At 43.6% G+C, this 24,612-nt stretch carries 16 protein-coding genes; 6 read left to right on the top strand and 10 right to left on the bottom strand.

All coding sequences use genetic code 11. From position 1 onward, the window contains the following. Together ACJ751_RS16285 and ACJ751_RS16280 are read right to left on the bottom strand one after the other, a co-directional pair. A partial coding sequence (locus ACJ751_RS16285; RefSeq protein WP_407746570.1) for a VOC family protein occupies positions 1-279 on the bottom strand: 279 nt, incomplete at its 3' end. A gap of 15 nt (positions 280-294) precedes the next feature. Further along, on the bottom strand, positions 295-2,628 hold the full coding sequence (locus ACJ751_RS16280) for an ABC transporter permease (RefSeq protein ID WP_407746569.1): 2,334 nt from the start codon (positions 2,626-2,628) through the stop codon (positions 295-297). Between the two features lie 234 nt (positions 2,629-2,862). On the opposite strand from ACJ751_RS16280, the gene ACJ751_RS16275 reads away from it, so the two are divergent. After that, entirely contained in the window at positions 2,863-3,357 is a 495-nt protein-coding gene (locus ACJ751_RS16275) for a hypothetical protein (RefSeq protein WP_407746568.1), read from the top strand. A gap of 461 nt (positions 3,358-3,818) precedes the next feature. Then, a complete protein-coding gene (locus tag ACJ751_RS16270) occupies positions 3,819-4,313 on the top strand; it encodes a hypothetical protein (RefSeq protein WP_407746567.1) in 495 nt (164 codons plus the stop codon). 83 nt (positions 4,314-4,396) lie between these two features. Here ACJ751_RS16270 and ACJ751_RS16265 read toward each other — a convergent pair whose 3' ends face one another. The 5 genes from ACJ751_RS16265 to ACJ751_RS16245 all read right to left on the bottom strand — a co-directional run bounded on the left by ACJ751_RS16265 (position 4,397) and on the right by ACJ751_RS16245 (position 14,031). After that, positions 4,397-5,857 carry a glycoside hydrolase family 30 protein gene (locus tag ACJ751_RS16265; RefSeq protein ID WP_407746566.1) on the bottom strand — a complete coding sequence of 487 codons (1,461 nt, stop codon included), beginning with the start codon at positions 5,855-5,857 and terminating at the stop codon, positions 4,397-4,399. Between the two features lie 20 nt (positions 5,858-5,877). Then, positions 5,878-7,338 (bottom strand): glycoside hydrolase family 30 protein, encoded by a 1,461-nt coding sequence (locus ACJ751_RS16260; protein ID WP_407746565.1) that lies wholly within the window; start codon positions 7,336-7,338, stop codon positions 5,878-5,880. Between the two features lie 76 nt (positions 7,339-7,414). Beyond that, entirely contained in the window at positions 7,415-8,929 is a 1,515-nt protein-coding gene (locus ACJ751_RS16255; protein WP_407746564.1) for a RagB/SusD family nutrient uptake outer membrane protein, read from the bottom strand. A 25-nt stretch (positions 8,930-8,954) separates the two neighbouring features. Further along, entirely contained in the window at positions 8,955-12,089 is a 3,135-nt protein-coding gene (locus ACJ751_RS16250) for a SusC/RagA family TonB-linked outer membrane protein (RefSeq protein ID WP_407746563.1), read from the bottom strand. A gap of 199 nt (positions 12,090-12,288) precedes the next feature. Continuing rightward, the gene (locus ACJ751_RS16245) at positions 12,289-14,031 is read right to left on the bottom strand and encodes a cellulase family glycosylhydrolase (RefSeq protein ID WP_407746562.1); all 1,743 of its coding nucleotides are present in this window, start codon (positions 14,029-14,031) and stop codon (positions 12,289-12,291) included. A gap of 202 nt (positions 14,032-14,233) precedes the next feature. On the opposite strand from ACJ751_RS16245, the gene ACJ751_RS16240 reads away from it, so the two are divergent. After that, complete coding sequence (locus ACJ751_RS16240) at positions 14,234-14,443, top strand: hypothetical protein (RefSeq protein WP_407746560.1); 210 nt, start codon at positions 14,234-14,236, stop codon at positions 14,441-14,443. Positions 14,444-14,626: 183 nt separating this feature from the next. Then, entirely contained in the window at positions 14,627-17,188 is a 2,562-nt protein-coding gene (locus ACJ751_RS16235) for a triple tyrosine motif-containing protein (protein ID WP_407746558.1), read from the top strand. 102 nt (positions 17,189-17,290) lie between these two features. Here the strand turns inward: ACJ751_RS16235 and ACJ751_RS16230 are convergent, their stop codons facing one another. From ACJ751_RS16230 to ACJ751_RS16220, 3 genes are all read right to left on the bottom strand, one after another. Beyond that, positions 17,291-18,838: a RagB/SusD family nutrient uptake outer membrane protein gene (locus ACJ751_RS16230; RefSeq protein WP_407746557.1), complete on the bottom strand. Its 1,548-nt coding sequence runs from the start codon at positions 18,836-18,838 to the stop codon at positions 17,291-17,293. Positions 18,839-18,857: 19 nt separating this feature from the next. Next, the gene (locus ACJ751_RS16225; RefSeq protein ID WP_407746556.1) at positions 18,858-21,986 is read right to left on the bottom strand and encodes a SusC/RagA family TonB-linked outer membrane protein; all 3,129 of its coding nucleotides are present in this window, start codon (positions 21,984-21,986) and stop codon (positions 18,858-18,860) included. 271 nt (positions 21,987-22,257) lie between these two features. Then, positions 22,258-23,064 (bottom strand): polysaccharide deacetylase family protein, encoded by an 807-nt coding sequence (locus ACJ751_RS16220; RefSeq protein ID WP_407746555.1) that lies wholly within the window; start codon positions 23,062-23,064, stop codon positions 22,258-22,260. A 104-nt stretch (positions 23,065-23,168) separates the two neighbouring features. Here ACJ751_RS16220 and ACJ751_RS16215 point away from each other — a divergent pair, with 104 nt between their 5' ends. Both ACJ751_RS16215 and ACJ751_RS16210 read left to right on the top strand, forming a co-directional pair. After that, on the top strand, positions 23,169-23,687 hold the full coding sequence (locus ACJ751_RS16215) for a 3'-5' exoribonuclease domain-containing protein (protein WP_407746554.1): 519 nt from the start codon (positions 23,169-23,171) through the stop codon (positions 23,685-23,687). Positions 23,688-23,795: 108 nt separating this feature from the next. Next, positions 23,796-24,572 carry a patatin-like phospholipase family protein gene (locus tag ACJ751_RS16210; protein WP_407746553.1) on the top strand — a complete coding sequence of 259 codons (777 nt, stop codon included), beginning with the start codon at positions 23,796-23,798 and terminating at the stop codon, positions 24,570-24,572. Positions 24,573-24,612: the final 40 nt, after the last annotated feature.

Genomic DNA, 24,612 nt, shown 5'->3' with positions numbered 1-24,612 from the left:
TTGCGTGGGTTCCGAAACAAATTCAGCACCCTTGTCTTTCAATGTAGTTACAGTATTTTCAAAATCATCAAGGGCAAAGCCTACCCGCAATTCTTTATCGGCTTCGGTTTGCCCTTTTGCGAGGGGGTAAATTTCTAAAATAGTACTCCCTATAAGAGCAGAGTAGTGGTAAGGCGATTTTCCATGTTTATGGTATTCAAATGTCAGTCCCAGCAATGCATAAAAGTCTGCCAGCCGGGCTATCTCCAATGTTCTTACAACAAGTAGCCTTATTTCCATGCTACAATATAATGCTTATTCACTTCGCAACGAATTGACCGGATTTGCTACCGCCGTTCGGATAGCATTAGAACTAATGGTTACAATGGCTATTAAAATGGCAATTATTCCTGAAAGCGGCAGTATCCACCAACTTGCTTCAGTTCTGTAACTAAACTGCCGCAAAAAGAAATTTATAAACAACAACGCCAATGGAGAGGCGATCAGTACCGCAACAACCACCAACCACACAAAATCTTTTGTCAATAAGGTGGTAATCCCTGTTACGCTTGCCCCGAGGACCTTTCTGATGCTGATCTCCCGCTTTCTCAGCTCCGCCATATAAGCAGTAAGTCCCAACAAACCCATACAGGCGATAAAAATAGCTATTAATGCAAATGAATTTAACAGCATCAATACGCTCTTTCGTTGCTTGAAAGAGTTGGCAAAGTCTGCTTCGGCAAATTGTATCTCGGTAATATAACCGGAATTATACTTTTTCAGTATTTCCTCAATGGTGGTAATATGTTGTAGTGTTGCAAACCCTGCTTTTAATCTGATATTTATAATGCCCGCGCTTTTTCCAAATCTGATCATGGCAGGTTTGGCAGTCTCATCTGGCGCACCCTGATAAAAATCCTTTATCACACCTACTATTTTCCAGCTGATAGCGCCGTCTTTTATGAATTGTCCTACAGGGTTGGTAAAGCCTAATACCTTTGCTGCACTTTCATTAATAACACAAGATGCTGTATCTGTATGATAGGTATCAAGATCTACATCCCTTCCCTCTGTTAGCGTGAGTCCATTTGTTTTTACAAAATTACCGGTGGTTGTTATCAGGCTGAAATAGGTGTTCCTGCTTTTCTCTCCACCAATCCATTCCAGTCCATTTATCCAGCCGGTGGGCTTTGTTAAAGGCATATTACTTTTACAAATGGCTGTTACCATGCCGGTGTTCATCAATTCCTGTTGAACAACGTCGTATTGCCGGTTGAGGTCGCTGGTTAATGGGTGAAAAAGCAGTTCTTCTTTTACAAAACCCGGATCTCTATTCTCGGTATAATTAACCTGCTTGCGGAAAATAATGGTAAAATTGATCAGGAAAATGGCTATTACAAACTGACCTACAACAAGAATCCGGCGTGGTGTGATCAATACCTTTTTATTGTTGAATATTCCCTTTAACACCTTAACCGGCTTAAACGATGATAAATAAAAAGCAGGGTAACTACCCGCTAATAAGCCGGTTAAAAATATAAAGGCCGCTGCTGATAACCAGAAAACAGGTGATTGCCAGGGAATATTTACCGGAACCCTTGCCATGGCACTATAGGCAGGCCATACCAATTGAACAATAAGCATCGCAATACAGCCAGAGAAAATAGCCAGTAACGTTGATTCCGTAATAAACTGAACGACCAACGACTTCCTTGCAGCTCCCATCACTTTTCTTACCCCTACTTCTTTTGCTCTTTTCTCGCTTCGGGCTGTGGTGAGGTTCATAAAATTTATACAGCCGATCAAGAGCATCACTGCTGCCAGCAGGGAAAGAAAAATAATATCCTTCTCCGTTTCCGGGTTTCCATTCGCATCGAAATGATGCTGCAAATTCATTTTACTGACTGCATGCAAAAAGATCTGCGTTCCTTCAGCATTTTTGGCGTGTTCACTAATTATACCTGCGATCTGCTTATTAATTGCTTTTACATCTCCAGGATTTTTCAATTCAACGAAGGTATTCGTAAAGATAAAATCCCAGTTCGTATTGTTATCTGCCCATGGCAGTAAATATTCAAAGTGAAAGGAACTGTTTGCGGGAATCTCTTTCAGCACACCTGAAACCGTAAAACTTTGCGAATTATCCAGCCGAATGATCTTATTTAGCGGATCTCCGGAACCGAATATTTTTTTGGCCAGGGATTCTGTAATAACTATGCTATGCAGGTCTTTTAAAGCGGTGCGTTTGTTCCCGGTTATTAATGGGAAACTGAACATATCCAGAAAGGCTGCATCCGTATAATACCCATCAACCTGTATTTTTTTGTCATTATAATCGAACATTTTTCCAGTAGACGCCACTCTTGTCATTTGTTGGATCTGCGGATACTCCTTTTGCAAGGCCGGCCCCAATGGCGCCGAACTATTGTCATGAACCCGTAGTCCACCATCTGTTTTTGTTTTGCTATACACTTTGAAAACACGGTCCTTCTTCTCATGAAACTGATCAACACTGAACTCGTACTGGATATTCAATAATAATAATCCAGCACCGGCCATTCCCAAGGCCAAGCCGGAGATACTGATAAAAGAAAACAATCCGTTTTTAAACAGATTCCGGATAGCAGTTTTGAAATAGTTTTTGATCATATTTTTATCGCAACCGAAAGTATGCCAGCCTATAATTATATACTAAACCAATGATTTATAAAACAGTAATGTATGTACGTGTGCGGTATCGATACAGCCGGTGTTCGCTTTTTTTGCTTGGAGATGCACACTTATCGGCTGAATCAACACGGTTATTATTAAAAATGCACGCTTATTAAATTTAAGCCGCCTTTCTAAAAATTATTGCCAACTTGCAAACAATTAAAACCCAACATGAAAAGTAAAACCCTTCCCGTACCGTCATTATTAATTGCATTTATCCTTGCCATATCAGTTACATCAATCAGCTGTGGCAATAAAGATAAAGATCCCAATCCTACCGCTCAATTTTCCGCTACTATTAATGGAGAATCCTTCCTGCCCACCTACGCTAATGCATTTCATGAATATGAGGTGATTAATATTTATGGAATCATGCCTAAAGCAACGGATAGCTTCCAGCTAAGTGTATCAATTCCCGATACGGCTACTGTTAATACAACACTTACTGCAAAAAATGATGACGTATATATTCGTTACGTTAATTTTAAAGGGTACACTACCTATTCCAGTGCTGCCCGGACCGGCCATGCTACGCTTACACTTACTACTATAGATAAAACAAATAAAAGACTGGCAGGTAATTTTAGTGGTGTGCTCTACAAACAGGCTGCAGACGTCGACAGTCTGGTTATTACAAACGGACAGTTCAATATTTCCTATAATTAATAAAGCATCCCTTAACCCATATAAAGCGTGAGGCTGCCACATGGTAGCCTCACTTTTTTTGTATCGATACAGCCGGTGTTCGCTTTTGTGTCATATCTATAATATAAAAGAACTGCCGTTTCCTATCAGTTTTATCCTGAAAGTAACAGCAGCTCAAAAAAAATTTAAATTTTTTTCTAAAAGAAAAGACGATGAAACAATTGTGCACTACAAGATGATAAAAAAATTTTATATCCTTTCACAAAACCGATAACCGTGCAGTTTTGGCAATAAGCGTGTTGTTTTTGCCAATAAGTGTGCAGGCGCCAGAAAGTTTGTCCCAGTAAAAATCATGAAAAACATTCCTTTTTACCATATGCGTACTCAAAACACACGACACGTAGCACAATAACCCTAACAATAAACACTAAGCGTCTCCGTTTCTAAAGCCCAAAAACATTTATCACCCCTTAAAACAAAGTATGAAAAACAAACGCTTATTAGGATTATCGGCCGCATTTGCCCTGACCTTAGCCATTGGTGTTACCAGCTGTAAGAAAGACAAGAATAACAACGATGGCGCAGCTGGTCAATTGTCTGCTACCGTTGGTACAGAATCTTATAAACCATCTGGTGTAACAGGAATTTCGTTTATGGGTAGTATTAGTATCACAGGATGGCGGCTCAACGCTCAGGATTCAATTTTCCTTCAACTACAGTTTCCTGACACCGCAACAGTTAATTCAAAGCTTTCCCTTGACGACGTAGCTGATCTGTTTTATTATAACGCAAAAGGTAATTTAGACTATACTTCATGGAACTCACGTTCACATGGTACTGTTACTTTTAGTACCTTTGATAAAGCAGGCAAAAAAGTTGCAGGTAGCTTTAGTGGTGTAATATACCAATCAGGTTCAAGCTCTGACAGCGTAGTAGTAAAAGATGGCAAGTTCAACACTGCTTATAAAGCCTATTAACACGATCAGGTAACTGATATAAATACAAGAGTCCCGCCATGGCGGGACTCTTGTATTTATAATTACTGTATAGAAAAAAGTTCTTACTCTATAACCAACGTTGCTATCGAGTGTGGCAAACTGGTAAGATCTGCCGCATTACCCTGTAACCATACCTTGTACGCTACTTGTTCGTTCGACAGGTTCAATACCACCACTACCATTTTACCATCTGGATTTATAAACGCAGTAGTAGTAAGTTTATCGCGGCTGCTTGCAGTGCCTATTCTACGGGCGCCTGCTTTTACAAACTTCGAGAAGTGGCCTAAATAATAATAGGCATTCGTATAGATCAATTTGCCTGCTTTTGTATCGGCATGTACAGGTGCAAAACAAAAATTTCCTACATGATTGGGACCACCGGTTTCATCGAGCAACACATTCCAGTCGGTCCAGGCACAGGTGCCACTGTTGAAGTCGTTAACCATGGAGAAACCATATCGCTCCCCAATTGACCATGATCCTATGCGGTTCAGATCAAATTTCTCCACACAACCTTCGGTAAAGACCAGGTTCTTATCGGGAAATGTTTCGTGTACTCTTCTCAGGTTATCGAACTGCATGGCGCTTCCGGTCCAGGTTTCGTACCAGTGATAGCCAATACCCCATACGTATTTGGCTGCTGCGGGATCATTGAGGATGGTTGTTGCGCGCTGGTACAACAGATCGCGGTTGTGGTCCCAGGCAATAAGTTTTTTACTGCTCAACCCCTGTTGCTGTAGCGTGGGCCCCAAATATTTCTTTATAAAATCCCTTTCTTCTTCGGCTGAAAAAATGCATGACTCCCATTTTTGTTTTGCCATGGGTTCGTTCTGCACCGTAAGGCCCCATACGGGAATGCCTTTGCTTTCATAGGTCCTGATATACTTCACATAGTAATTGGCCCAGCTTTGTTTGAACTCTTCTTTCAGCTTACCGCCATGTAACATATCGTTGTTGTCTTTCATCCAGGCCGGCGGACTCCATGGACTAATAAATAACGGCAGTTTACCGCCTGCTGCAGCTATTGCCCTTTTTATCATGGGAATGCGATATTTTTCATCGTGGGCTATATTGAATGTTTTCAGCGCAGCATCATTGTCGGCCACATATGTATAGGTATCACTCGAAAAATCGCAGCTGTTCATATTCGTTCTTATGAGCGAATATCCAATTCCTTTGTCGGGGTTATAATAGGCATTTATCAACTCTTCCTGGGCAGCTGCGGGCAATTTGGCCAGGGTTTCGGCGCTCGCATCGGTAATGGCGCCGCCTATTCCTGTAATGGTTTGAAACTTTTTTGCGTCGTCAATAAATACGCAGGGCTGTGTTTCCAATGGCTGGCCAAATGGGGTAAGGGTCAGGGTGGCTGTTTTTGAAAGCCGGTAATCTGTTTTCTCAGCCGTGGTGTAAACCGTAATAGTTTTATAGGATGATTTCGGATAAGCCTTAACGGATGGTTTCTGGGCCTGGGCATTGAAAACTAGGGTAAGGGAAATTAAAAACGGGACAGAAAATTTCATCATCTTTATTTCATTTTTACAGTTTACCATACATATGTTCCTACAGCGCCGCCATTCAGGCTGGTAGTTACCATTTTACCATTGAATTTTATATTGAAGGATTCCATATTGGACCCCTTGTTCAAAGCTATCAAAACTTTTTTCCCTTCCGGATTTTTGAATGCTACCGTTACAATATTGCCCGCATCGCTTGATCCTATTCGAGTTGAACCGGGACGAACAAATTTGGATGCGTGCGCGATAATATAATAGGAGACGTTGCGGGTAACGGTAGAACTTATAGTCAATGCGCCCAAACAAGTGGTACAACCACCTGGTGTATGTGGGTTATAGCTGGCATCTGCCGCCAGGTTCCATTCCAGCACATTGCGGCTCCAGTTACGGGTAGCCCCAATGATCAGGTTTTCAACATGCCATTTCAAATCGCTGGGGAAATTACCCGGGCCACCTACCCATTGTTCAGTAAAATAAACGGCTTTGTCGGGATATGCATCATGCACCTGGGTAAGCGCTGTTATGCTGCCGCCATACAGGTGAAAGGCTGAGCCATTTACATAGGGTTTTGCTGCGGCATCATTTAAAACAGTGATCGGATAATCGGGCTTGTCGGCATTGTGATCGTAGGCAATGATCTTGGTATGTATACCGGCCGCTGAAAACGCAGGTCCTAAATTATTTTTGATGAATGTGGCCTGTTCAGTGGCCTGCATCACCATACTGGGATTGTTTCCGCCATGCAATGGTTCGTTCTGTGGCGTAATGGCATCGATGGTGATGCCTTCTGCTTTCATAGCCTGAATGTACTTCACAAAATAATTGGCATAAGTTGCATAATACTCCGGTTTCAGGCTACCGCCTACAAAGCTGCCGGTGGTCTTCATCCACACTGGGGCCGACCAGGGCGAGCCTAATATTTTAATGGCGGGATTTAATGCAACGATCTTCTTCAGAATGGGTATCAGGTCCTGCTTTTCTTTATCAATGCTGAAGCTGGTAAGGTTGGGGTCGGTTTGACCCGCAGGCATGTCGTCATAGGTAAACGTAGAAGCACTGAGGTCTGAAGCGCCAATACTAATACGCAAATAACTTACGCCGATGTTGGTACTGTCCCACAAAAAAAGCTCTTTCAACAATGGGTCAAGAGTAGCAGCCGGCAGGGAATTCAGGAGGGAAGCACTGCCGCCGGTTAACGTGTAGCCAAATCCGTCAATCGATTGAAAGGTTTGTGTGGTATCTACTTCTATGGTAGTAGTGGCACTACCAGTAGCTGAAAATACCAGCTTTACATTCTGCCTGTTAAACAATACATCCCGGTCGCCGCGGGTTAAATAAAAAAGTACATCGCCTGCAACAGACGGATCCGGTGTAGGCGGCGGGTTTTCTTTAATACTGCTTTTTTTACAGTCGCCGCCCAGCATCATACAAAACAACAATACTACAGGGTTGAACATACTATATGTGGGATTTCTTTTTACTGACTTCATTGGACAAGTTTTGAGATGTAAGACCTGCCAGAGCCTGTCCCGCTTTGTCGGACGACTGGCAGGTCTTACATGTCATTTATTGATAATTCGGATTCTGCTGAATCTTTGTACCCTGTGTTTCCCTGAAAGGAATCGGGAATATTTCATGTTTGCCTTTCACAAATCCTCTGCCTGCCAAAACAGTTGGCGCATCCCCCCATCTTACGAGGTCGAACCAGCGATGTCCTTCACCGGCGAGTTCGGCCCTGCGCTCATTTTTAATAGCGTCCATAGTAACAGGTACAGAAGTCAATCCAACCCTGGCTCTTACCGCGTCCAGCAACGCCTGTGCTCTGGCGCCGGTTCCACCCAGTGCTTCAGCTTCCATTAAATAGGTATCGGCCAGGCGGATAATGTAAGTGTTCTGACGATAGTTCAAATCAGAAGCACCACCGCCTTTTGATACATCTACTTTACGCGGAAGAAATTTATTCAGGAAATAACCGGTATTCATGTAACCGGCAATGTATTTTGCTTTACCAGCTGTTTGCAGGGCATTCAAATCTAATAAAGTAGCGTCTTTTCGAGGATCATTTTTTATGAAGTCATAAAAATTTTGTGTGAACACCATAAAGCTCCAACCCGATGGAAGGTCTGGCGCCGAAGCATCAAGTTTTTCATAACTTCTGGGGCCAACCATAACATTCGCGGTATTACCTTCATCGCGGCCACTGCCCCACCACCCCCAATCTGAATTACCAGCAGCGCTGTGCGTTTCTTCAAGTATAGACTCACTGTTAAACTTGTTCGAAGGCACCCACAAATCGCTGAAGTTAGTGAGCAATTTATAACCGTATGTACTGATACCACCGGGTGTGGGGCCATTTACATCAGCCAGTTGCTGGGCAGCCAGTGTGTTCTTTTTTTCATACAGGTATACTTTTCCCAACAATGCTTTGGCTGCGCCTTTTGTTAAACGGCCGCCTTCTGTTGCAACTGAGACAGTTACAGGCAATACGGCAATTGCTTCGGTAAGGTCTTTTTCAATTTGCGCATATACATCCTCGGGCTTTGCCTGCTCTACATTAAACATATTGTCGTTGTTCAATGGTTCCAGGATCAATGGAACGTTCCTGAACATGCGTACCAGGTTAGAATAATAATAGGCACGCAACGCTTTTGCTTCTCCGGCAAACCTTGCTTTCAACGTTTCATCCATAACTGTTTTTGGCAATTTCTGCAATAACAAATTGGCCCTTGCTATACCCTGGTAAGGATCGTTCCAATAACTGGCGGCCATCAGGTTGGAAGTCATTGTATAATTTGTGAACGCCTGTAATTGGGTGCCATCGGTTGCACCACCACCACCGGCAACATGATCATCTGAACCTGAGTTCATGAGCGCCAGCATATTTTCAAACCCACCAGAGTTTTTTCTTAATGGATCATAAACTGCCACCAGCGCTGAAAATGCCTGATCCTGGTCTTTATAATAATATTCCGAGAGAAATTGTCCTTGCGGCGTTAAGTCCACAAAACTTTTTTTACAGGCCGCCAGGATATTTATTGCTATAACTGCTATTATTAAGTGATTTATTTTTATGGTTCGCATAACCTTTAATTAGTTGTGTTAATAATTAGAATGTCAATTGAACTCCGCCAATGAATGAGCGGGCCTGTGGGTAAACACCTCTGTCTACACCAAATACAGCGCCGCCAATTTCAGGATCGTAACCGGTATATCCTGTTATGGTAAACAGGTTTTCTGCTGTAAGGTATACGCGCAGTCTGTTTGCTTTGATCCTGTTTGTCAATTTTTCAGGCAGTGTATAACCGAATTGCATGATCTTAAACCGGGCATAATCTCCTTTTTCAAGATAGAAATCCGACATGCTTGTAAAGTTGCCATTGGGATCAGTAGTTGACAGGCGTGGGAACGAATTCGAAGTGCCTTCGCCAGTCCAACGGCTTAATACTTTTGTTTGATAATTGGCATTGCCTATATCCAGCCGCCGTATTCCCTGGAAGATCTTGCTGCCTGCAGTACCTTGTAAAAACGCCATGAAATCAAAACCTTTGTAACTCGCATTCAGCGTTAACCCGAATGTATATTTTGGAAGGCCATTACCAAGGAAAGTTTTATCCAGGTTATCGCCAGTGAAGTGGCCATCACCATTTATATCTACCCATTTAAAATCCCCAGGTTTGGCATTGGGTTGAATCAACTCTCCATTTTTGTTTTTATAAGCATCGATCTCGGCCTGGTTTTGGAAAATGCCGGCACTTTTAAAACCAAAAAAGGCATTGTAGGGCTGACCTACCTGTGTACGGGTTATAGCACCCATTGTTTGAAAGCTGGCGTCACCAGCGATGAAATTGGCATCACGTTGCACATAAACTACCTCGTTTTTCAGGTACGAAAAGTTTGCATTTACCCCAAAGTTGAAGTCGCCAATGCTCTTCCGGTAACCCAATTCAACTTCAATACCCTTGTTATCCATATTGGCAATATTAGCTGCCGGTGAATTTGGCACGCCCACATAGCCGGGAATGGGCACCTCACGTAAAATGCCATTGGTCTTTTTAATATAATAGTCAAAACTCAGTGTGATCGATTTTATCAGTTGCGCATCGAAACCAATATTGGTTTGTGACGTTGTTTCCCAATGCAGACTCCTGTTATCAAGCGACAGCGGTGCGTAACCACTGGTAATAACATCTGATGTGCCATACGTATAGTTATACCCACCTGCGATTATAGACAGATACCGAAAATCTGCTATAGCGTCATTACCAACCTGGCCATAGCCGCCTCTTATCTTTAAGCGGTCAACCACTTTTTGAGCCGGCCAGAATGCCTCATTCGAAACGTTCCATCCTACAGAGAACGATGGGAAGATCCCATATTTCTTGTTCATACCAAATTTGGTTGAACCATCCTGCCTGATGATACCAGTGAACAGGTATCGTTCATCATAGTTATAACTTACGCGGGAAAACAGGGAGGATAATTTATGTTGTGTGAGGTCAGATGAGGTAGAGTTTCTGTTGGCCTGAGAAATATCAAAGTTGAAGGAGGCGTCTTTGTAACTACTGATAGGTAAGTTAAACAAGGTAACACTTGACGCCCCGCCGATATTTTCTACATAGGCGCCCTGACCTACCAGCACCGTTAAATTATGTTTATTGAAACTATTGTTATAGGTTACTGTATTTTCAACATTCCAGTTTAAGCTGTTGTTATTTTCTTTGTTATAATTATTCTGAGAAGTTTTTACTGTTGCGCTCAGGTAATAAAATGGCGTAAACCCAACCTTGCCCCAATAAGCTAATTTGCCACCTACTGTTGATCTCACTTTTATGTGTTTGCCAAGGGCTGCTTCCAGATAGGCATTGCCTACAAAATCATCGCTCCAGTTATACTGCCCAAGGCGGGTTTGTACATAGGCAAGGGGGTTACTCATTTCCTGACCTACATAAGATGAGATGCCGTAAGGATTTCCATTGGCATCTTTTATTACCGGGTTGTTGCTGTATGGGTTGACGTTTGCAATAGCCGGGTCGGTAATCACCAGCGGGGTTACGGGATCCAGGTTAATGGCCGAAGACAAAGGCCCCCCAAACTCACTGTTGGTATTGCCAAGGCCAATAGTTTTTTGGTGTGAATACCCAAGGTTTTCGCCAAACGTGAAAATATTATTGAGCTTATGCGTTGAGTTGATGCGGAGGTTCTTTCGGGTATAATTGGAGATAGGACCGGCAACAATACCTTCCTGGTCCTGGTAACCGAAAGAAAAATAAAAGGTTGATCTGTCGGTACCGCCACTCATACTTACTTCGTGTGAAAAGCGCGCGGCATGATCATTAAAAATGGCATCCTGCCAATCGGTTCCGGCTCCCAGCGAGTTGGGGTCGGCAAACACTTTTGCGCCCCCTCCATTTACTGCTTTTTCGTTTATGATAGTAGCATACTGGGTGGCATTTAACAGGTCCAGTTTTTTAGCTACGCGGGAAACGCCATAAAAACCATTGTAGTTTACCGATAGCTTACCGCTTTTACCTTTTTTAGTAGTAACCAGAATTACCCCGGTAGCTGCCCGGGTTCCATAAATAGCAGCGGAAGCGGCATCTTTCAATACTTCAATCGATTCAATGTCGCTTTGGTTCAGGTAGCCAATACCGCCCTGGTCTACCACCACCCCATCAACAACCCATAGCGGATTGTTATTATTATTGTCTTTACCATCGTTAAACGTGGTAACGCCACGCACCCTGATGGTAGAAACGGAACCGGGCTGACCATTGTTTTGTGCAATGGTTACACCGGCCACCCTTCCCTGTAAGGCCTGCTCAATACGGTTACTGGGAACATTTTCGAGGTCTTTGGCTTTTACACTGGAAATGGCGCCCGTAACTACCTTTTTACTGGCGGTACCATATCCAATTACCACTACTTCGTCGAGGCCTGTTGCCCCTACATCTTCCAGTTTTACATCAATAGTGCCGCTTTCGGGAACAGACACCTCCTTGTTGTTCATGCCAACATAAGAGACTACCAATAAAACTTTACGGTTGGGAACATGAATAGAGAAGTTACCCCCGGCATCGGTTGTAGTAGCCATATTAGATCCTTTAATAGCTACTGTTGCCCCCGTCAGGGGCTCCCCGGTTTTAGCGGTTATCTTACCGGTCACTAAAATTTGCTGTGCGAATACAGGCAGAAAGACAGCCTGTAATACCAGCACTGCAATGACAAAGCGCAGAATTTTCATATGCAAGTCAGTTGTTAGTTAATAATGAACAAATCGAAAATCTAAAGTAGACCCTTGACAAAGCCTGGCCTAAAAAGGCACCCCATCTATACCCTATCAATGGAGAGGGTATGCGCTCCAATGTGGTTTTTTGCCCCCTCTTTACCACATCATCCTTTGACCTCGCTCAGGAAATCCTCGATTTCATTCATTCAACTGTTTATTTTACTTCTGTGAATTGCATATCACCTAAACACATATCGCCTGCATCAATATAAATGCGCAGGTTATTCGGTCCTTTTTTCAATGCTATATTTTTTATTTCGAGTGGTTGCCAGTTGTTTGCTTTTGGTACTGCAATTTGTTTGGCGATCTTATTATTTACCAGGAAGGAAAGTTTTCCATCTTCTTTACCCGGATTACAATTCAGCCTGATCCGGTAATGACCCGCCTTTACTACATTAATGGTGTATTGAAGCCATTCCCCGGCTTCCGTATGGTTCACGTAATAACTCCCTGTAGTAGGGTCTGCAGTAATATCCACCCCATCATTCCGGTAGGCGCGGCCCTGGTTACCCCCTCTGGCTCCGTTTGAAATATGATAATCGGCTGTATCCTTATCGAAGTAGGCAACGCCATTTCTACCCAAATCATAATCAACCGCTTTTATAACTGCACCACTTTGGATCACATTCGCTTTAAACGGAATTGTCTTTTGTGAATAAGGCTGTCTGAACAGGGCATCTAACACATCGCGTTTAACGGTGGTGTTCTCCAGTTTTAAAGCCGCGGCCAGTTGCATCACGCCATTATAAGCTTCCGCTGCTGTGGGTCGGGGCCCTCGGTTCGACCAGAAGGCAAGCACCTTGTCGTAATCTTTATTCGAATGCACCTGCATGGGATTGTTATTGCCCAGCTTTTTCAATGGCCACCAGGCCCAGCCAATGTTATTTGCTTCCAGCAACTGCACCGCTTCGGTAAACCAAACATTTGAGTTTTCGCCGGTTTCGCCCAACCACACCGGCACATTGTATTTCTCTCTTGTTTCCAAAATGTGCTTTATAGATCCGGAGGTATTAAAACTCCAGTACTTATGAAAGCTCAACACCATATTATTATCCCAGGTGGGCAGAATACCATTATAATTATTACCCCAGCCATTTCCTTCTATAATAATGATATGCTTTTTATCTACTTCGCGAATGGCCTTGGTTATATCCATCATCAACTGCTTCAATGGCTGGTTTCCTTTTTCCTTCAAACCGTTCTTATCATTTGCCAGGTCTTCAAAGCCCCAGTTGGGTTCATTCAAAATATCGTAACCGCCAATAAAGGGTTCGTTGGCATAGCGTTCGGCCAGCTTTTTCCACAGAGCGATCGTTTTCTGGCGGTTGGCCTCATTTTCCCAAAGCGATGGTTTGGTGGGGTCGCGATCAGAAATATTCAGGTCGTTCCCCTGGCCGCCAGGCGCGGCATGCAGATCAAGGATGAGGTACATCTGGTTGGCTTTGCACCAGGCAAGCAGGCTGTCTGTGATGCGAAAGCCTTTGTTGAGCCAGGTTTGTTTACCGGCTTCGGGTTCCTTGTCAACAGGCAGTGTATACAGGTTGAAGTGCATGGGCAATCGAACAGAATTAAAACCCCATGCTTTCATAGAATCTATGTCAATACGGCGGGTATGGCTGGCGAGCCAGGCATCATAGAATGCGTTAGTACTGTCTTCACCAATCAGGTCGGCTATGCGTGCTTTGATCGTATGCTGCATTCCCTGGCCATTTACCTGAAGCATGTATCCCTCCTGTAACATCCAGCCACCCAAACCAACGCCACGCAGCAAAATGGCTTGCCCTTTTTCATTCACGATCTGTTTGCCACTGACATGTAAAAAACCCTGGGCCCTGGATTGCGGGCTTACTATTATAATAAGAAGTAACAACAAGATCGTTAGTCGGATGTGTGCCATAAGGGGTCGTTTATGGCTAAATTATAGATCTGCCAATCAAATCTGCGTTTTGGCACCACATCATTACCACATCAAAAAGACCTTAAATTGTTAAAACACAACTACTTTACCACTTCAACGCCACATCCGCCCCCTTTTTTAATAGTTCCCATTTACTTAACTTAGTATCCTAACGTATTCACAGTCCTCAATTGCTGTCATGATGAGAAAATTACTGCTAGCCATTTGCTGCTTTAATGTGCTTATTGGGTATAACCAAAATACCATTGGCCTGCCTGAGATCATTAATTATCCCAAGCAGAGCTACAACGCCGGCACCCAAAACTGGAAAATTGCCCAGGATAAAAAGGGGATTATGTATGCGGCGAATGATGAAGGCCTGTTAAGTTTCGATGGAAGTTTCTGGAAGTAATATACTTTACCTGGCGGAACCGGTGTTCGTTCCCTGGCTGTTGGTAACGATGGCCGTATTTATATCGGCTCACAGGGAGAAATCGGTTATTTTGAACCCGGAAAAAATGGCAGGCTTCAATACCGATCGCTGAACGATCTGATCCCGGAAAATGAAAAAGACTTTACCGACATCTGGGATGTAGTGCCGGTTGGCAATGAAGTTTTTTTCCGCTCGTATAGAAAGATATTTCAGCTGCAGAACGATAAGATCACCGTTTTTGGCAACCCGGCCTGGAGCTTCCTGGGTTTACATCAAAACAAACTCATCAGCAAAGCCTGGCAAAAAGGACTGCTGCAATTTGAAAACGGTACCTGGGTGCCTTTTTCCAAAGCCAATTTTTTTCCGGAAAAAGCCGAGATCACCGCCATTGTTCCGCTGGTGGGGGATAGTTCGCTGTTGCTGACCAAGCATCATGGGTCCTATATCTTACACGGCGAGGACATCATCCCTTTTGAAACCCCCGACATGCGGTTGATCAATGAAAAGAACCCCTATAGCGCGGCAGTGATCAATCAAAACCAGATAGCTATTATAACTAACCTCGCAGGTTGTTTTATTATCAATGATAAAGGAGAACTGGTCCAACGGCTTTCCAAACTGGATGGTTTGCAAAGCAATAATATCCTCAGCGTTTTTGTTGATGGCAAAAAGAACATCTGGCTGGGGCTCGACAATGGCATCGACTTCATTGCTTACAACAACGCCATAAAACATATTTACCCCGATTACCAGGAACACAGCTCGGGTAAGGCCGCGGTTATCTTTCAAAACAATCTTTATATTGGAACATCCAACGGTGTTTATGCAGCCTCCCTTGCCGATCAACAAGACATGGGCTTTATTAAAAGCAAATTTGACCTGATACCAGGCCCCAAAGGCCAGGTATGGAACCTGTGTGAACTGAATGGTCAGTTGGTGATGGGACATAACGATGGCTTTTTTGTTATCGAGAAGAAAACCTCGCGAAAGATCGACAGCAGTTCCGGCTTCTGGACCTTTTTACCTTTAAGCAATGTTACACCCTCGCCGATTGTTATGGCTGGAACCTACAACGGGTTAAACTTTTACAATTTTGCCAATGGGAAATTCACCAACCCCGAAGTGCATTCGCATTTTGAATCGGCTCGTTTTGTAGCGGTTGACAACGATATCGCCTGGGCGGCCCATCCATACAAAGGTTTATATAAAATCATGTTGAATACAGGCGCTAAAAAGCCGCCCTACACCGTTTATAAAGACACCAAAGGCATCTTATCCAGCAACAACAACCATATCTTTAAAATAAAAAGCCGGGTTGTGCTTACCAACGATAAAGGCATTTTCGAATACAATGCCCGCACCGACGATTTTGAACCTTCCACCTTTCTGCAAAAGATCTTACCTAAAGTTCCCATCCGGTATTTACGGGAAGATAATAACGGCAACATCTGGTTTGTGCACGATCGTCACCTGGGCGTGGCAGACCTGAGCGGCAAACAACCGCAGATCATTTACTTTCCCGAACTGAATAACAAGATCACCGGTAATGGCCTTGAATATGTTTATCCTTATAACAACAATAATGTATTTATTGCTGCCGAAGAGGGTTTCTATTTAATCAACTATGATCAGTATAAACAATTCAGGGAAGAAATTCCTATCCAGATAAGCGATGTACATATTGTAAACAAAAGGGACAGCACCATTTTTGGCGGTTATTTTAATAAGGAAAGCGAACAGCAGCATTTGATGAATGAAGAAGCGCCTGAAATACAATATGCCTGGAACTCCATTCATTTTGATTATTCCTCGCCATTATACGGCAAGCAATCGAGCATTGAGTTCTCCTACTACCTCGAAGATTTTGATAATGGCTGGTCGACCTGGACAAAGAAAAATGAAAAAGATTATACATATCTCTCCCCCGGCAATTATACATTCAAGGTAAAGGCAAGAACGCATGAGGGGCGGGAATCTGTGGTAGCTTCTTATAAGTTTACCGTACTGGCGCCCTGGTACCGATCACGCTGGGCTTATTTCCTGTATACATTGCTGGCCCTTCTGTTTATTTACACCATTTATAAATGGCAGAAGAAAAAATTCATTGTGCAGCAACAACAGCACGATGAAGAACGCCACCGCATGGCTTACCTGCATCAGTTGGAAATAGAGAAACACCAGGAAGAACAAAAGCAATTGATGTATTTGCATCAGCTGGAACTGGAGCGCAATGAGAAAGAGATCATTCGTTTGCAGAATGAAAAGTTACAGTCAGAAATAGTGGTAAAAAATAATGAGCTGGCTTCTACCACCTTTAACCTGGTGCAAAAGGGTGAAATGCTGATGAAGGTGAAAGAAGAATTTGTGCGCATGAAAAAATCGAGCGAAATAGACAAGGACACCGACGATTATAGAAAGATCCTGCGTATGCTGGGCGATGATAAAATGAAAAAGAACTGGGAGCAATTTGCCGTTCACTTCGACAAGGTGCACAGTAATTTCCTGGTATCGTTAAAAAGCACCCATCCTTACCTCACCGCCAGCGACCTGAAGCTCTGTGCTTATTTAAGGCTGAATCTTACCAGTAAGGAAATAGCGCAGATCATGAACATTACTATTAAGGGCGTTGAACTGGGCCGTCACCGGTTACGAAAAAAATTAGGTATTCAGCCGGAGGTGAACCTTGTTAATTTTTTATTGAATTTTCACTCAGAGATAAATTAATCCAGGTGGGTCGTCCGCCGGCTGGCGGACGGCTCACCTTGGCTTCAAAAAGTAAGGTGAGCCACTCGGCAAGAGTGACCCACCTTACAGGTCAGCTTCTTTCTACTGCCACCCCGGTGTTTGTTTAAAATTCGCATTGCCATAGGTGATGGCAACATCTATCTCTGATTGCGGCACGGGCCATAAGGTATCGCGCAGCGGGAAAGTTCTGTTGGTACTACCGGTAGGATCTTTGACGGTAGGTATAATAGTCCTGTCGGTCTTCCATCTCTTGAGGTCGAAATACCGTTGACCTTCCAGCGCCAGTTCTATTCTTCTTTCATGACGAATGCGGGTGCGCATATCGGCTTGTGACAAACCAGCAGGTAAAGGCGGCATGTTTACACTGGGCCTTGCTCTTATTGAGTTTATGGCATCATATACTGTAGCATCGGGACCAGCCAATTCATTTTGGGCTTCAGCATACAGCAATAAGATCTCGGCATACCTTAAATACACCCAGTCCTGATCGCTTTGGGTGCCTATTACAGTGGCACGGGTACTATCAACTCCTTTTTTATTCAGGAAACCTGATTGGGAACCGATCTGTGAAGCCACAAATGGAATACCACCTTTATATAATACCCCGGGCGTTAATACGGTAGCCAGCAAGCGCGGGTCGCGGTTATTATAAGGATTGTTCTTATCATACAAAAGAGAAACGGAGATGGGCTGCCCATCTACACACTCATAATCATCAACCAGGTATTTCAAAGGCTGAAAACTGCCGCTGTAAGTGTACAGGTATTCGGCTGGACTATACGCATTGGGCACCTGGTAGCGGCCTGAAAACATGATCTCGGGATTATTGGTTTGAGATGGCTTCAGAAACAAACCGCGGTATCCGCCGGTATACAGGCTAAACTTGTTACTACTAATAATAGTTTTCGCTGTGTTGGCAGCCATTTGCCAGTTCCCTTGTGTTATATATACTTTTGCCAGGTAACCTAAGGCAGTGCCTTTTACCACATGGCCGGTGTATACAATATCAGGTAAATTATTTATGGCAAAATTCAGATCACTGATCACCGAATCGATCACCTGGGCTTTGGGTGTTCTTCCCAATTGATAGCTCTCCGGATCGACTGTTGCATTGCCAATTGGCCGTGAATAATACACTACATCTCCATATAACTGAGCCAGTAAAAAATAATAGTACCCCCGTATGAAACGCACTTCACCAATATATTGATTCATGGCTGCTGTTTGCAATGGCACATTACCGATATTGGCCAGAAAAATATTACATGCCTGTATCGCTTTGTAAGCAGTGTTGTACGCATCTGACTGAATGGTACCGGTGGTGGCTTCTATGGCGCCTTTGGCTACATACTGAAACGCACTGCTGAAAGCATTATCGGTAAGCGTTTCCCAGTAGGGTGTGCCCGCTCCCCAGCCCTGGCCTGTATTGTTTGCATTCGTGTAATTATAGCCCTGGATAAGGTAGCTATAAATACCCGTAAGCGCTATGTCGGCATCGGCCTGGGTTTTCCAGAAGTTTTCACTGAGGATCTGGTCTGTGGGATTCTTTTCTAAAAAATCCTTCTTACAACTTACGGTAAGCATTGATAGTCCTAAAAAAACAGCGCTATATCGGATGAAATATTTCATTTACTGCAAGTTTAAATTTTTAAAAAACAGCTTTTACCCCAAAAGAAAATACCTGGTTTTGCGGATGCACCACATACCGGTTGTTGCTGCTGCTGGGCACCCGTTCGGGATCGAGCCCTTTGAATTTGGTAAAGGTGGCCAGGTTGTCACCGGAGGCAAACACCCGCAAACTGCTCATGGCAATATGATTTGCAATGCTTTTCGGCAATGTATAACCTACCTGCAGATTTTTTATACGTAAAAAGGATCCGTCTTTCAAATAAAAGGTAGAAGCAGTACCTATATTGCTGCTGGCATCGCCCTGACCTGTTATATAGATCAGGGGCATGGTGGTGCTTGGGTTCGAGGGCGACCAGGCATTTAACCAATCATAAGTTGGCGGCGAACCCTGGTTAAAGGGTTGTACACCCCAACCGTTGGCGTATATTTTCTGACCATATGAACCGTACAGAAAAATGGTCATATCAAAATTTTTCCAGGAAGCGCTGGCATTGAAAGAATAATCGAATTTGGGAAAAACACCCGGCACTATCACGCGGTCCTTCGAATCTATTACCCCATCGTCAATTACATCTTCAAACTTCAAAAAACCGGGCTGTGGATTGAATTGTTGTTTGGGTGATTTATTAATTTCATCAGCGCTTTGGAAAATGCCGGCATATTTTAACATATAAAAACTGCCATAAGGCTGGCCTTCAATATTAATGGTATTGTTGCCGGTATTGATCTGCTGAGCGCCATATTTTACCAGGGTATTTTTATTAGCCTGGAAAGTTCCACCTACTGAATAATTAACATCAGCCACCTTGCCTGTATATTGTACAGATGCTTCAAAACCAGTATTCCTCATTTGGCCGTTATTAATGGTAGGGGCGCTAAGCCCTACATAGGCCGGTATGGCAGGTGTCGCCAAAATATCGTAGGTGAATTTATTGTACCAATCGAACGTTACATTTAATGATCTGAACACGGTTACATCCATACCCACATCAACCACGCGGGTGTTCTCCCAGTGAATATTTCGGTCGGTCAGTGCGTTTAAAGCAGCACCTGCATTTAAGGAATTACCAGAGTATGAATACGCGTATTGAATATTATTATTATAGGCGTTCAAATTCGAATACACCAGTTGATAGGGATAGTTTGAGATATTCTGATTGCCCAACCGGCCCCAGGAACCGCGCAGCTTTAATGTATTTAACCAGGGTATATGCTCCAGGAATTTTTCGCGGGTCATTACCCAGCCGGCAGAGAAAGATGGAAACAATGCCCATTTATTTTCGGGTGGAAAGCGGGAAGAAGCGTCGTAACGGGCATTGGCTTCAAACAAATATTTACCATCGTAATCATAATTCAAACGGCCATAATAAGAACGCAACGACCATTCTGAGGTTGTTCCGGTTGCTAGCTGAGATCCTGATGGCCCTGCACTCAATTCATCCAATTGATTAGTGGAAAAGGGCGTATTACGGCTTCCAGCCAATACTTCCGTTTTATTGTATTCAGCCTGCGTACCGGCTAATGCTTTGAAATTATGGTTGCCTATCTCTTTGGAATAAGTTAACTGCGTATAACCAACGGGGTAAATATAGTTATTGTCAGTTACCGTCATGCCTTGTCCGTTTACATCGAGGGTGCGTTCAGGTGCATCGTTAGGGCCCGCAAACCAGTTATACTGGTTAATGACCGGTTTGAAGTCTTTGGTTTTCTGAAAATCGTAGTTGAACCCACCACTTGTTCTCCACTCCAGCCCCTTCAACAAACGAATGTTTATATAGATGTTATTCTGAAAATAATAATCCATATTATTAACCAATGCATTTTCTGCAATGGCTACCGGGTTTTTATTGGGTCCCTGTACGTTGGGATATACCGAATTTACATAGCGGCCACTGCCATCGGGCAATTTGGGGCCGGTCATGGGTTCCTGCGACATGGCAGATAAGAATTGGTCCTGGCTGCCGCGTGATGCATACAGTCTTTTACCATAGTTGAATGTCATGCTGCCGCCGATGGTAGCCCAGTCATTTATTTTTGAATTGAGGTTGAACTGCAGGTTGTATTTTTTGTACGAAAAACCGATCATGATATCGGGTTGATCTACGTAACCTAAACCCACATTATAGGTAGTACCATTACGGCCGCCCGTCATGCCTATATGATGCGTTTGCGTGGTGACATTGCGCATCACAATATCGAGCCAGTTAACATTGGGGTATAAATTGGGATCAGAAGGATTTTTATACGCATCGATCTGCGCCTGCGTGTACCGGTTTGAATAATTAGAGTTGATGGCAGCCTGGTTCCACATTTCCATATAGGTAGCAGAATTATACACCAGGTTTTTGGGCAGCGCGGTAGGCCTGGTGATACCAACATTGAGATCATAGCTCAACTGAAATTTTCCATTGGAACCCTGTTTGGTGGTAACCAGGATTACACCGTTGGCAGCCCTGGTTCCATAAATAGCGGCGGATGCAGCATCTTTTAACAGGGTAATGGATTCAATATTTTGCGGATCGAGGTTGGTAAGACTTCCAGGCAAACCGTCAACAATAATCAGCGGGCTGCTTCCGGCTGAGCTGTTCGTTCCCAACCCTCGTATGCGTAGCACAAAATTTTCATTACCCGCTTCACCTGATGACTGTGTTAATGAAAGACCAGGCAATTTTCCTTGCAACAACTGGGTAGGGTCAGTAGCCACGCGTTTGTTCAATTCAGCACTACCTACCGTAGCAATGGCGCCGGTAAGGTCTTTCTTCTTTTGGGTGCCATACCCAACTACTACCACATCGTCGAGTTTACCGCCGGTTAACTCCATGGTAATGTCAATTTGTTTGCGCTGTCCAACTGTTTCTTCCACACTTTTATATCCAACAAAAGAAAACACCAGCACAGTTTCAGGGCCTGGAACAGTTATAGTATACCTGCCTTTGTTATCTGTTGTCACAGCCTTATCGCTGCCTTTAACTTTTACCACGGTGCCTTCCTGAACGTTTCCCACGTCGTCTTTTATGGTACCAGTTACCACTAAAGATTGTGCATACGCCGAACCGGAGAAAGTAAATTGAAAAGCAGTTAAAAAAAGAAGTACAGCAAAAATAAAACGGCCTGAGGGCTTCCTACGGCAGTCAAACATCTTTTTCATAAAGGCAATAATTGGCCACGGCTGCTTTCTGCAAAAGAAAGAGCCGGCGTTAATTAATAAAGTGATTTGAAATTGAGCGTGTAAGGTTTGTACAATAAAGCTACCGCCGAATTAAGCCGTTGTTTTTTCGGGAATTGTCATTTTAGTAAACAATATTATCATTCTAAAACCCAGGAAGGAAATAGAAAGAAGCAAGATAAACTCAGGAAGTTTTAAATGCAGACCAGGTCTTTGCTTTCCTGTGGTACTCTTTAACAAGATAACCAAAGGATCATAATTTCTTTTTCTGCTTCTCCTTAATGTAGGCAGCGACTTCCACCATCGGCGCTATCCAGATGTCTTTTTCATGCTGCTTCAGGTAATGCAGCAGCTGACTGTGTGCGGGCAGGGAAACATTTATATCGTGCCCGCCCCCTACGCCATGGAAGAGGATCACCAGCAAGCCCTGTTTGGCTTCAGCTTCCTTCACCCATTGGATCATGGATTCGCCTGAATTATTCATTACGCCATATGCGGGCAGGTTGTACAGGTCAATATTGTCAATAGTCTGGATGGTGCCTGCCACGCCGCGGGCGCCGGTAAAATCCTTCCGAAGAGAATCGATATATGCAGTATCATGTATTTTATTATCGCCACAGGGAAAGGCAAAAGTGCGGTTTGTTTTTCCGTCAATGGCTGTTAATACAGCGTTCATGGCCAGTATTTCATTGGTGATACGGCGCATAGAATAATTGTTCATGTCGTAATCGGCAGAAACAAACTCTCTTCCTGGCCTGCCTCCTTCGCAGGGGTGAAACAGGGTATGATTGCCCAACTCGTGGCCTTTGGCAGCAGCGGCGCGCCAGGCTGGTATTTGTGATTGCAGATGTCCCTGATAGTTGGCAACATAAAAAGTGGCTTTCAGCCCCAGGGAATCCAAAGCAGGAAGTACATTGGTGATGTCTATATCCAAACCATCGTCGTAGGTTAACACTACTGCACATTTCTTTCCTTTCCAGGGTTGGCTGTTTTGAGCGGTAACTTTTGTGGTGAGACAGGCGAGTAGTAAAAAAGTAGCAATCGTTTTTAAACAGGTCATATGGCATTTGATTATAATGGCAAAATTAATGAAACGGTTAATTAGCAATATGCACCAATTTTTATTATTTCGGCCGCGAATAGTAGATTAAAACAAATAAATATATGGCCTATATAATGGTGGATGTAGAAACGGATGGCCCCATACCTGGTGATTACTCTATGATCTCATTTGGCGCTGTGCTGGTTGATGAACAGTTGGATAAAACGTTTTATGGACAATTGAAACCCATCTCTGAACAATATATCCCGGAGACATTGGCTGTTTCCGGATTCACCAGACAAGAAACACTGGCATTTGATGATCCCCAAACGGTGATGACAAACTTCGCTGCCTGGATCAAGATCGTGGCTAAAGACAGACCGGTTTTCATCAGCGATAATAATGGTTTCGACTGGATGTTTATCTGCTGGTATTTTCATCATTTTACCAAGGCCAATCCGTTTGGCTTTAGTTCCCAGAACCTGGGTAGTATGTACAAAGGACTGGTAAAAGACACCTTCCAGAATTTTAAACACCTGCGCAAAACAAAACATACCCATCATCCTGTTGATGATGCCAAAGGAAATGCAGAGGCGTTATTGACGTTGAAGAAAGAATATGGGTTGAAGATTAAGTTTTGAGGCGATGTCTTTATTTGTTTTTCTGAATTCTCCCTGTAAATGTTTTCCGCTCTTGCTTTTCCTGATAAAAGCATCTACATTGGCGCCTGATCGTAAATAAAGCATTCGATGGTAAAAACAGGTATCGTTTTAAGTGGTGGCGGCGTTAGAGGATTTGCCCATTTGGGTTTGTTACAAGTGCTGGAAGAATTACAAATTCAACCCTATGCTATTTCCGGCGTAAGCGCCGGCGCTATCGTTGGCGCCCTGTATGCCGCCGGCCATTCTCCCCAAAAAATACGCGACCTTCTGAAAAAGAACTCCTATTTCGGCTGGTCGAGCTTTTTGGTGAATAAAGACGGTCTTTTTTCCATGAAAGTGCTGCGTAAGGCTTTGCAAACCCTGATCCCCGACAACTCCTTCGAAAGCCTGCATAAAAAACTTTACATCACCGCTACCGATTTTGCCAACAACGAAACCGTTACATTTTCTAAAGGCCAACTTATTGAAGCGGTGATAGCCTCCGCTTCGGTGCCGGTAATTTTTGAACCGGTAAAAATTGACGACCATATACTGGTTGATGGCGGCCTCTTAAACAACTTTCCCGTTGAACCGCTCGAAAATAACTGCGATGTGCTCATTGGCTGTTATGTAAATAAAATTCCCAAAGGCCTGGGTAATGGCAAACGCATCGGCAAAATGAATATGATTGAAAAATGCTTTCACATGGCCATCGCTCCGGTTGTTTACAGTAAAACGGAACGGCTCGACCTTTTCCTGGAACCCGATCTGCACGAATTTGGCATGTTCGATGTAAATAAAGCCGATCAAATCTATGAAGCCGGCTATAACGCTGCAATAAAGCACAAAGATCAATTGTTACACCTCCTACAACAAAACCCTTAGTCTCGCCTACAGACTTTATTTCTTCGGGCATAATATTTTC

Source organism: Niastella sp., from assembly GCF_045805085.1.
GTDB lineage: Bacteria > Bacteroidota > Bacteroidia > Chitinophagales > Chitinophagaceae > Niastella.
The sequence above is the reverse complement of the archived record's forward strand: the minus strand, read 5'-3'. Positions and strand labels throughout refer to the sequence as shown.

Excerpts from the sequence above, each read along its gene's own strand:
- ACJ751_RS16280 (WP_407746569.1), bottom strand. The coding sequence starts at position 2,628 with ATGATCAAAAACTATTTCAAAACTGCTATCCGGAATCTGTTTAAAAAC.
- ACJ751_RS16275 (WP_407746568.1), top strand. The coding sequence starts at position 2,863 with ATGAAAAGTAAAACCCTTCCCGTACCGTCATTATTAATTGCATTTATC.
- ACJ751_RS16270 (WP_407746567.1), top strand. The coding sequence starts at position 3,819 with ATGAAAAACAAACGCTTATTAGGATTATCGGCCGCATTTGCCCTGACC.
- ACJ751_RS16265 (WP_407746566.1), bottom strand. The coding sequence starts at position 5,857 with ATGATGAAATTTTCTGTCCCGTTTTTAATTTCCCTTACCCTAGTTTTC.
- ACJ751_RS16260 (WP_407746565.1), bottom strand. The coding sequence starts at position 7,338 with ATGAAGTCAGTAAAAAGAAATCCCACATATAGTATGTTCAACCCTGTA.
- ACJ751_RS16255 (WP_407746564.1), bottom strand. The coding sequence starts at position 8,929 with ATGCGAACCATAAAAATAAATCACTTAATAATAGCAGTTATAGCAATA.
- ACJ751_RS16250 (WP_407746563.1), bottom strand. The coding sequence starts at position 12,089 with ATGAAAATTCTGCGCTTTGTCATTGCAGTGCTGGTATTACAGGCTGTC.
- ACJ751_RS16245 (WP_407746562.1), bottom strand. The coding sequence starts at position 14,031 with ATGGCACACATCCGACTAACGATCTTGTTGTTACTTCTTATTATAATA.
- ACJ751_RS16240 (WP_407746560.1), top strand. The coding sequence starts at position 14,234 with ATGAGAAAATTACTGCTAGCCATTTGCTGCTTTAATGTGCTTATTGGG.
- ACJ751_RS16230 (WP_407746557.1), bottom strand. The coding sequence starts at position 18,838 with ATGAAATATTTCATCCGATATAGCGCTGTTTTTTTAGGACTATCAATG.
- ACJ751_RS16225 (WP_407746556.1), bottom strand. The coding sequence starts at position 21,986 with ATGAAAAAGATGTTTGACTGCCGTAGGAAGCCCTCAGGCCGTTTTATT.
- ACJ751_RS16220 (WP_407746555.1), bottom strand. The coding sequence starts at position 23,064 with ATGACCTGTTTAAAAACGATTGCTACTTTTTTACTACTCGCCTGTCTC.
- ACJ751_RS16215 (WP_407746554.1), top strand. The coding sequence starts at position 23,169 with ATGGCCTATATAATGGTGGATGTAGAAACGGATGGCCCCATACCTGGT.
- ACJ751_RS16210 (WP_407746553.1), top strand. The coding sequence starts at position 23,796 with ATGGTAAAAACAGGTATCGTTTTAAGTGGTGGCGGCGTTAGAGGATTT.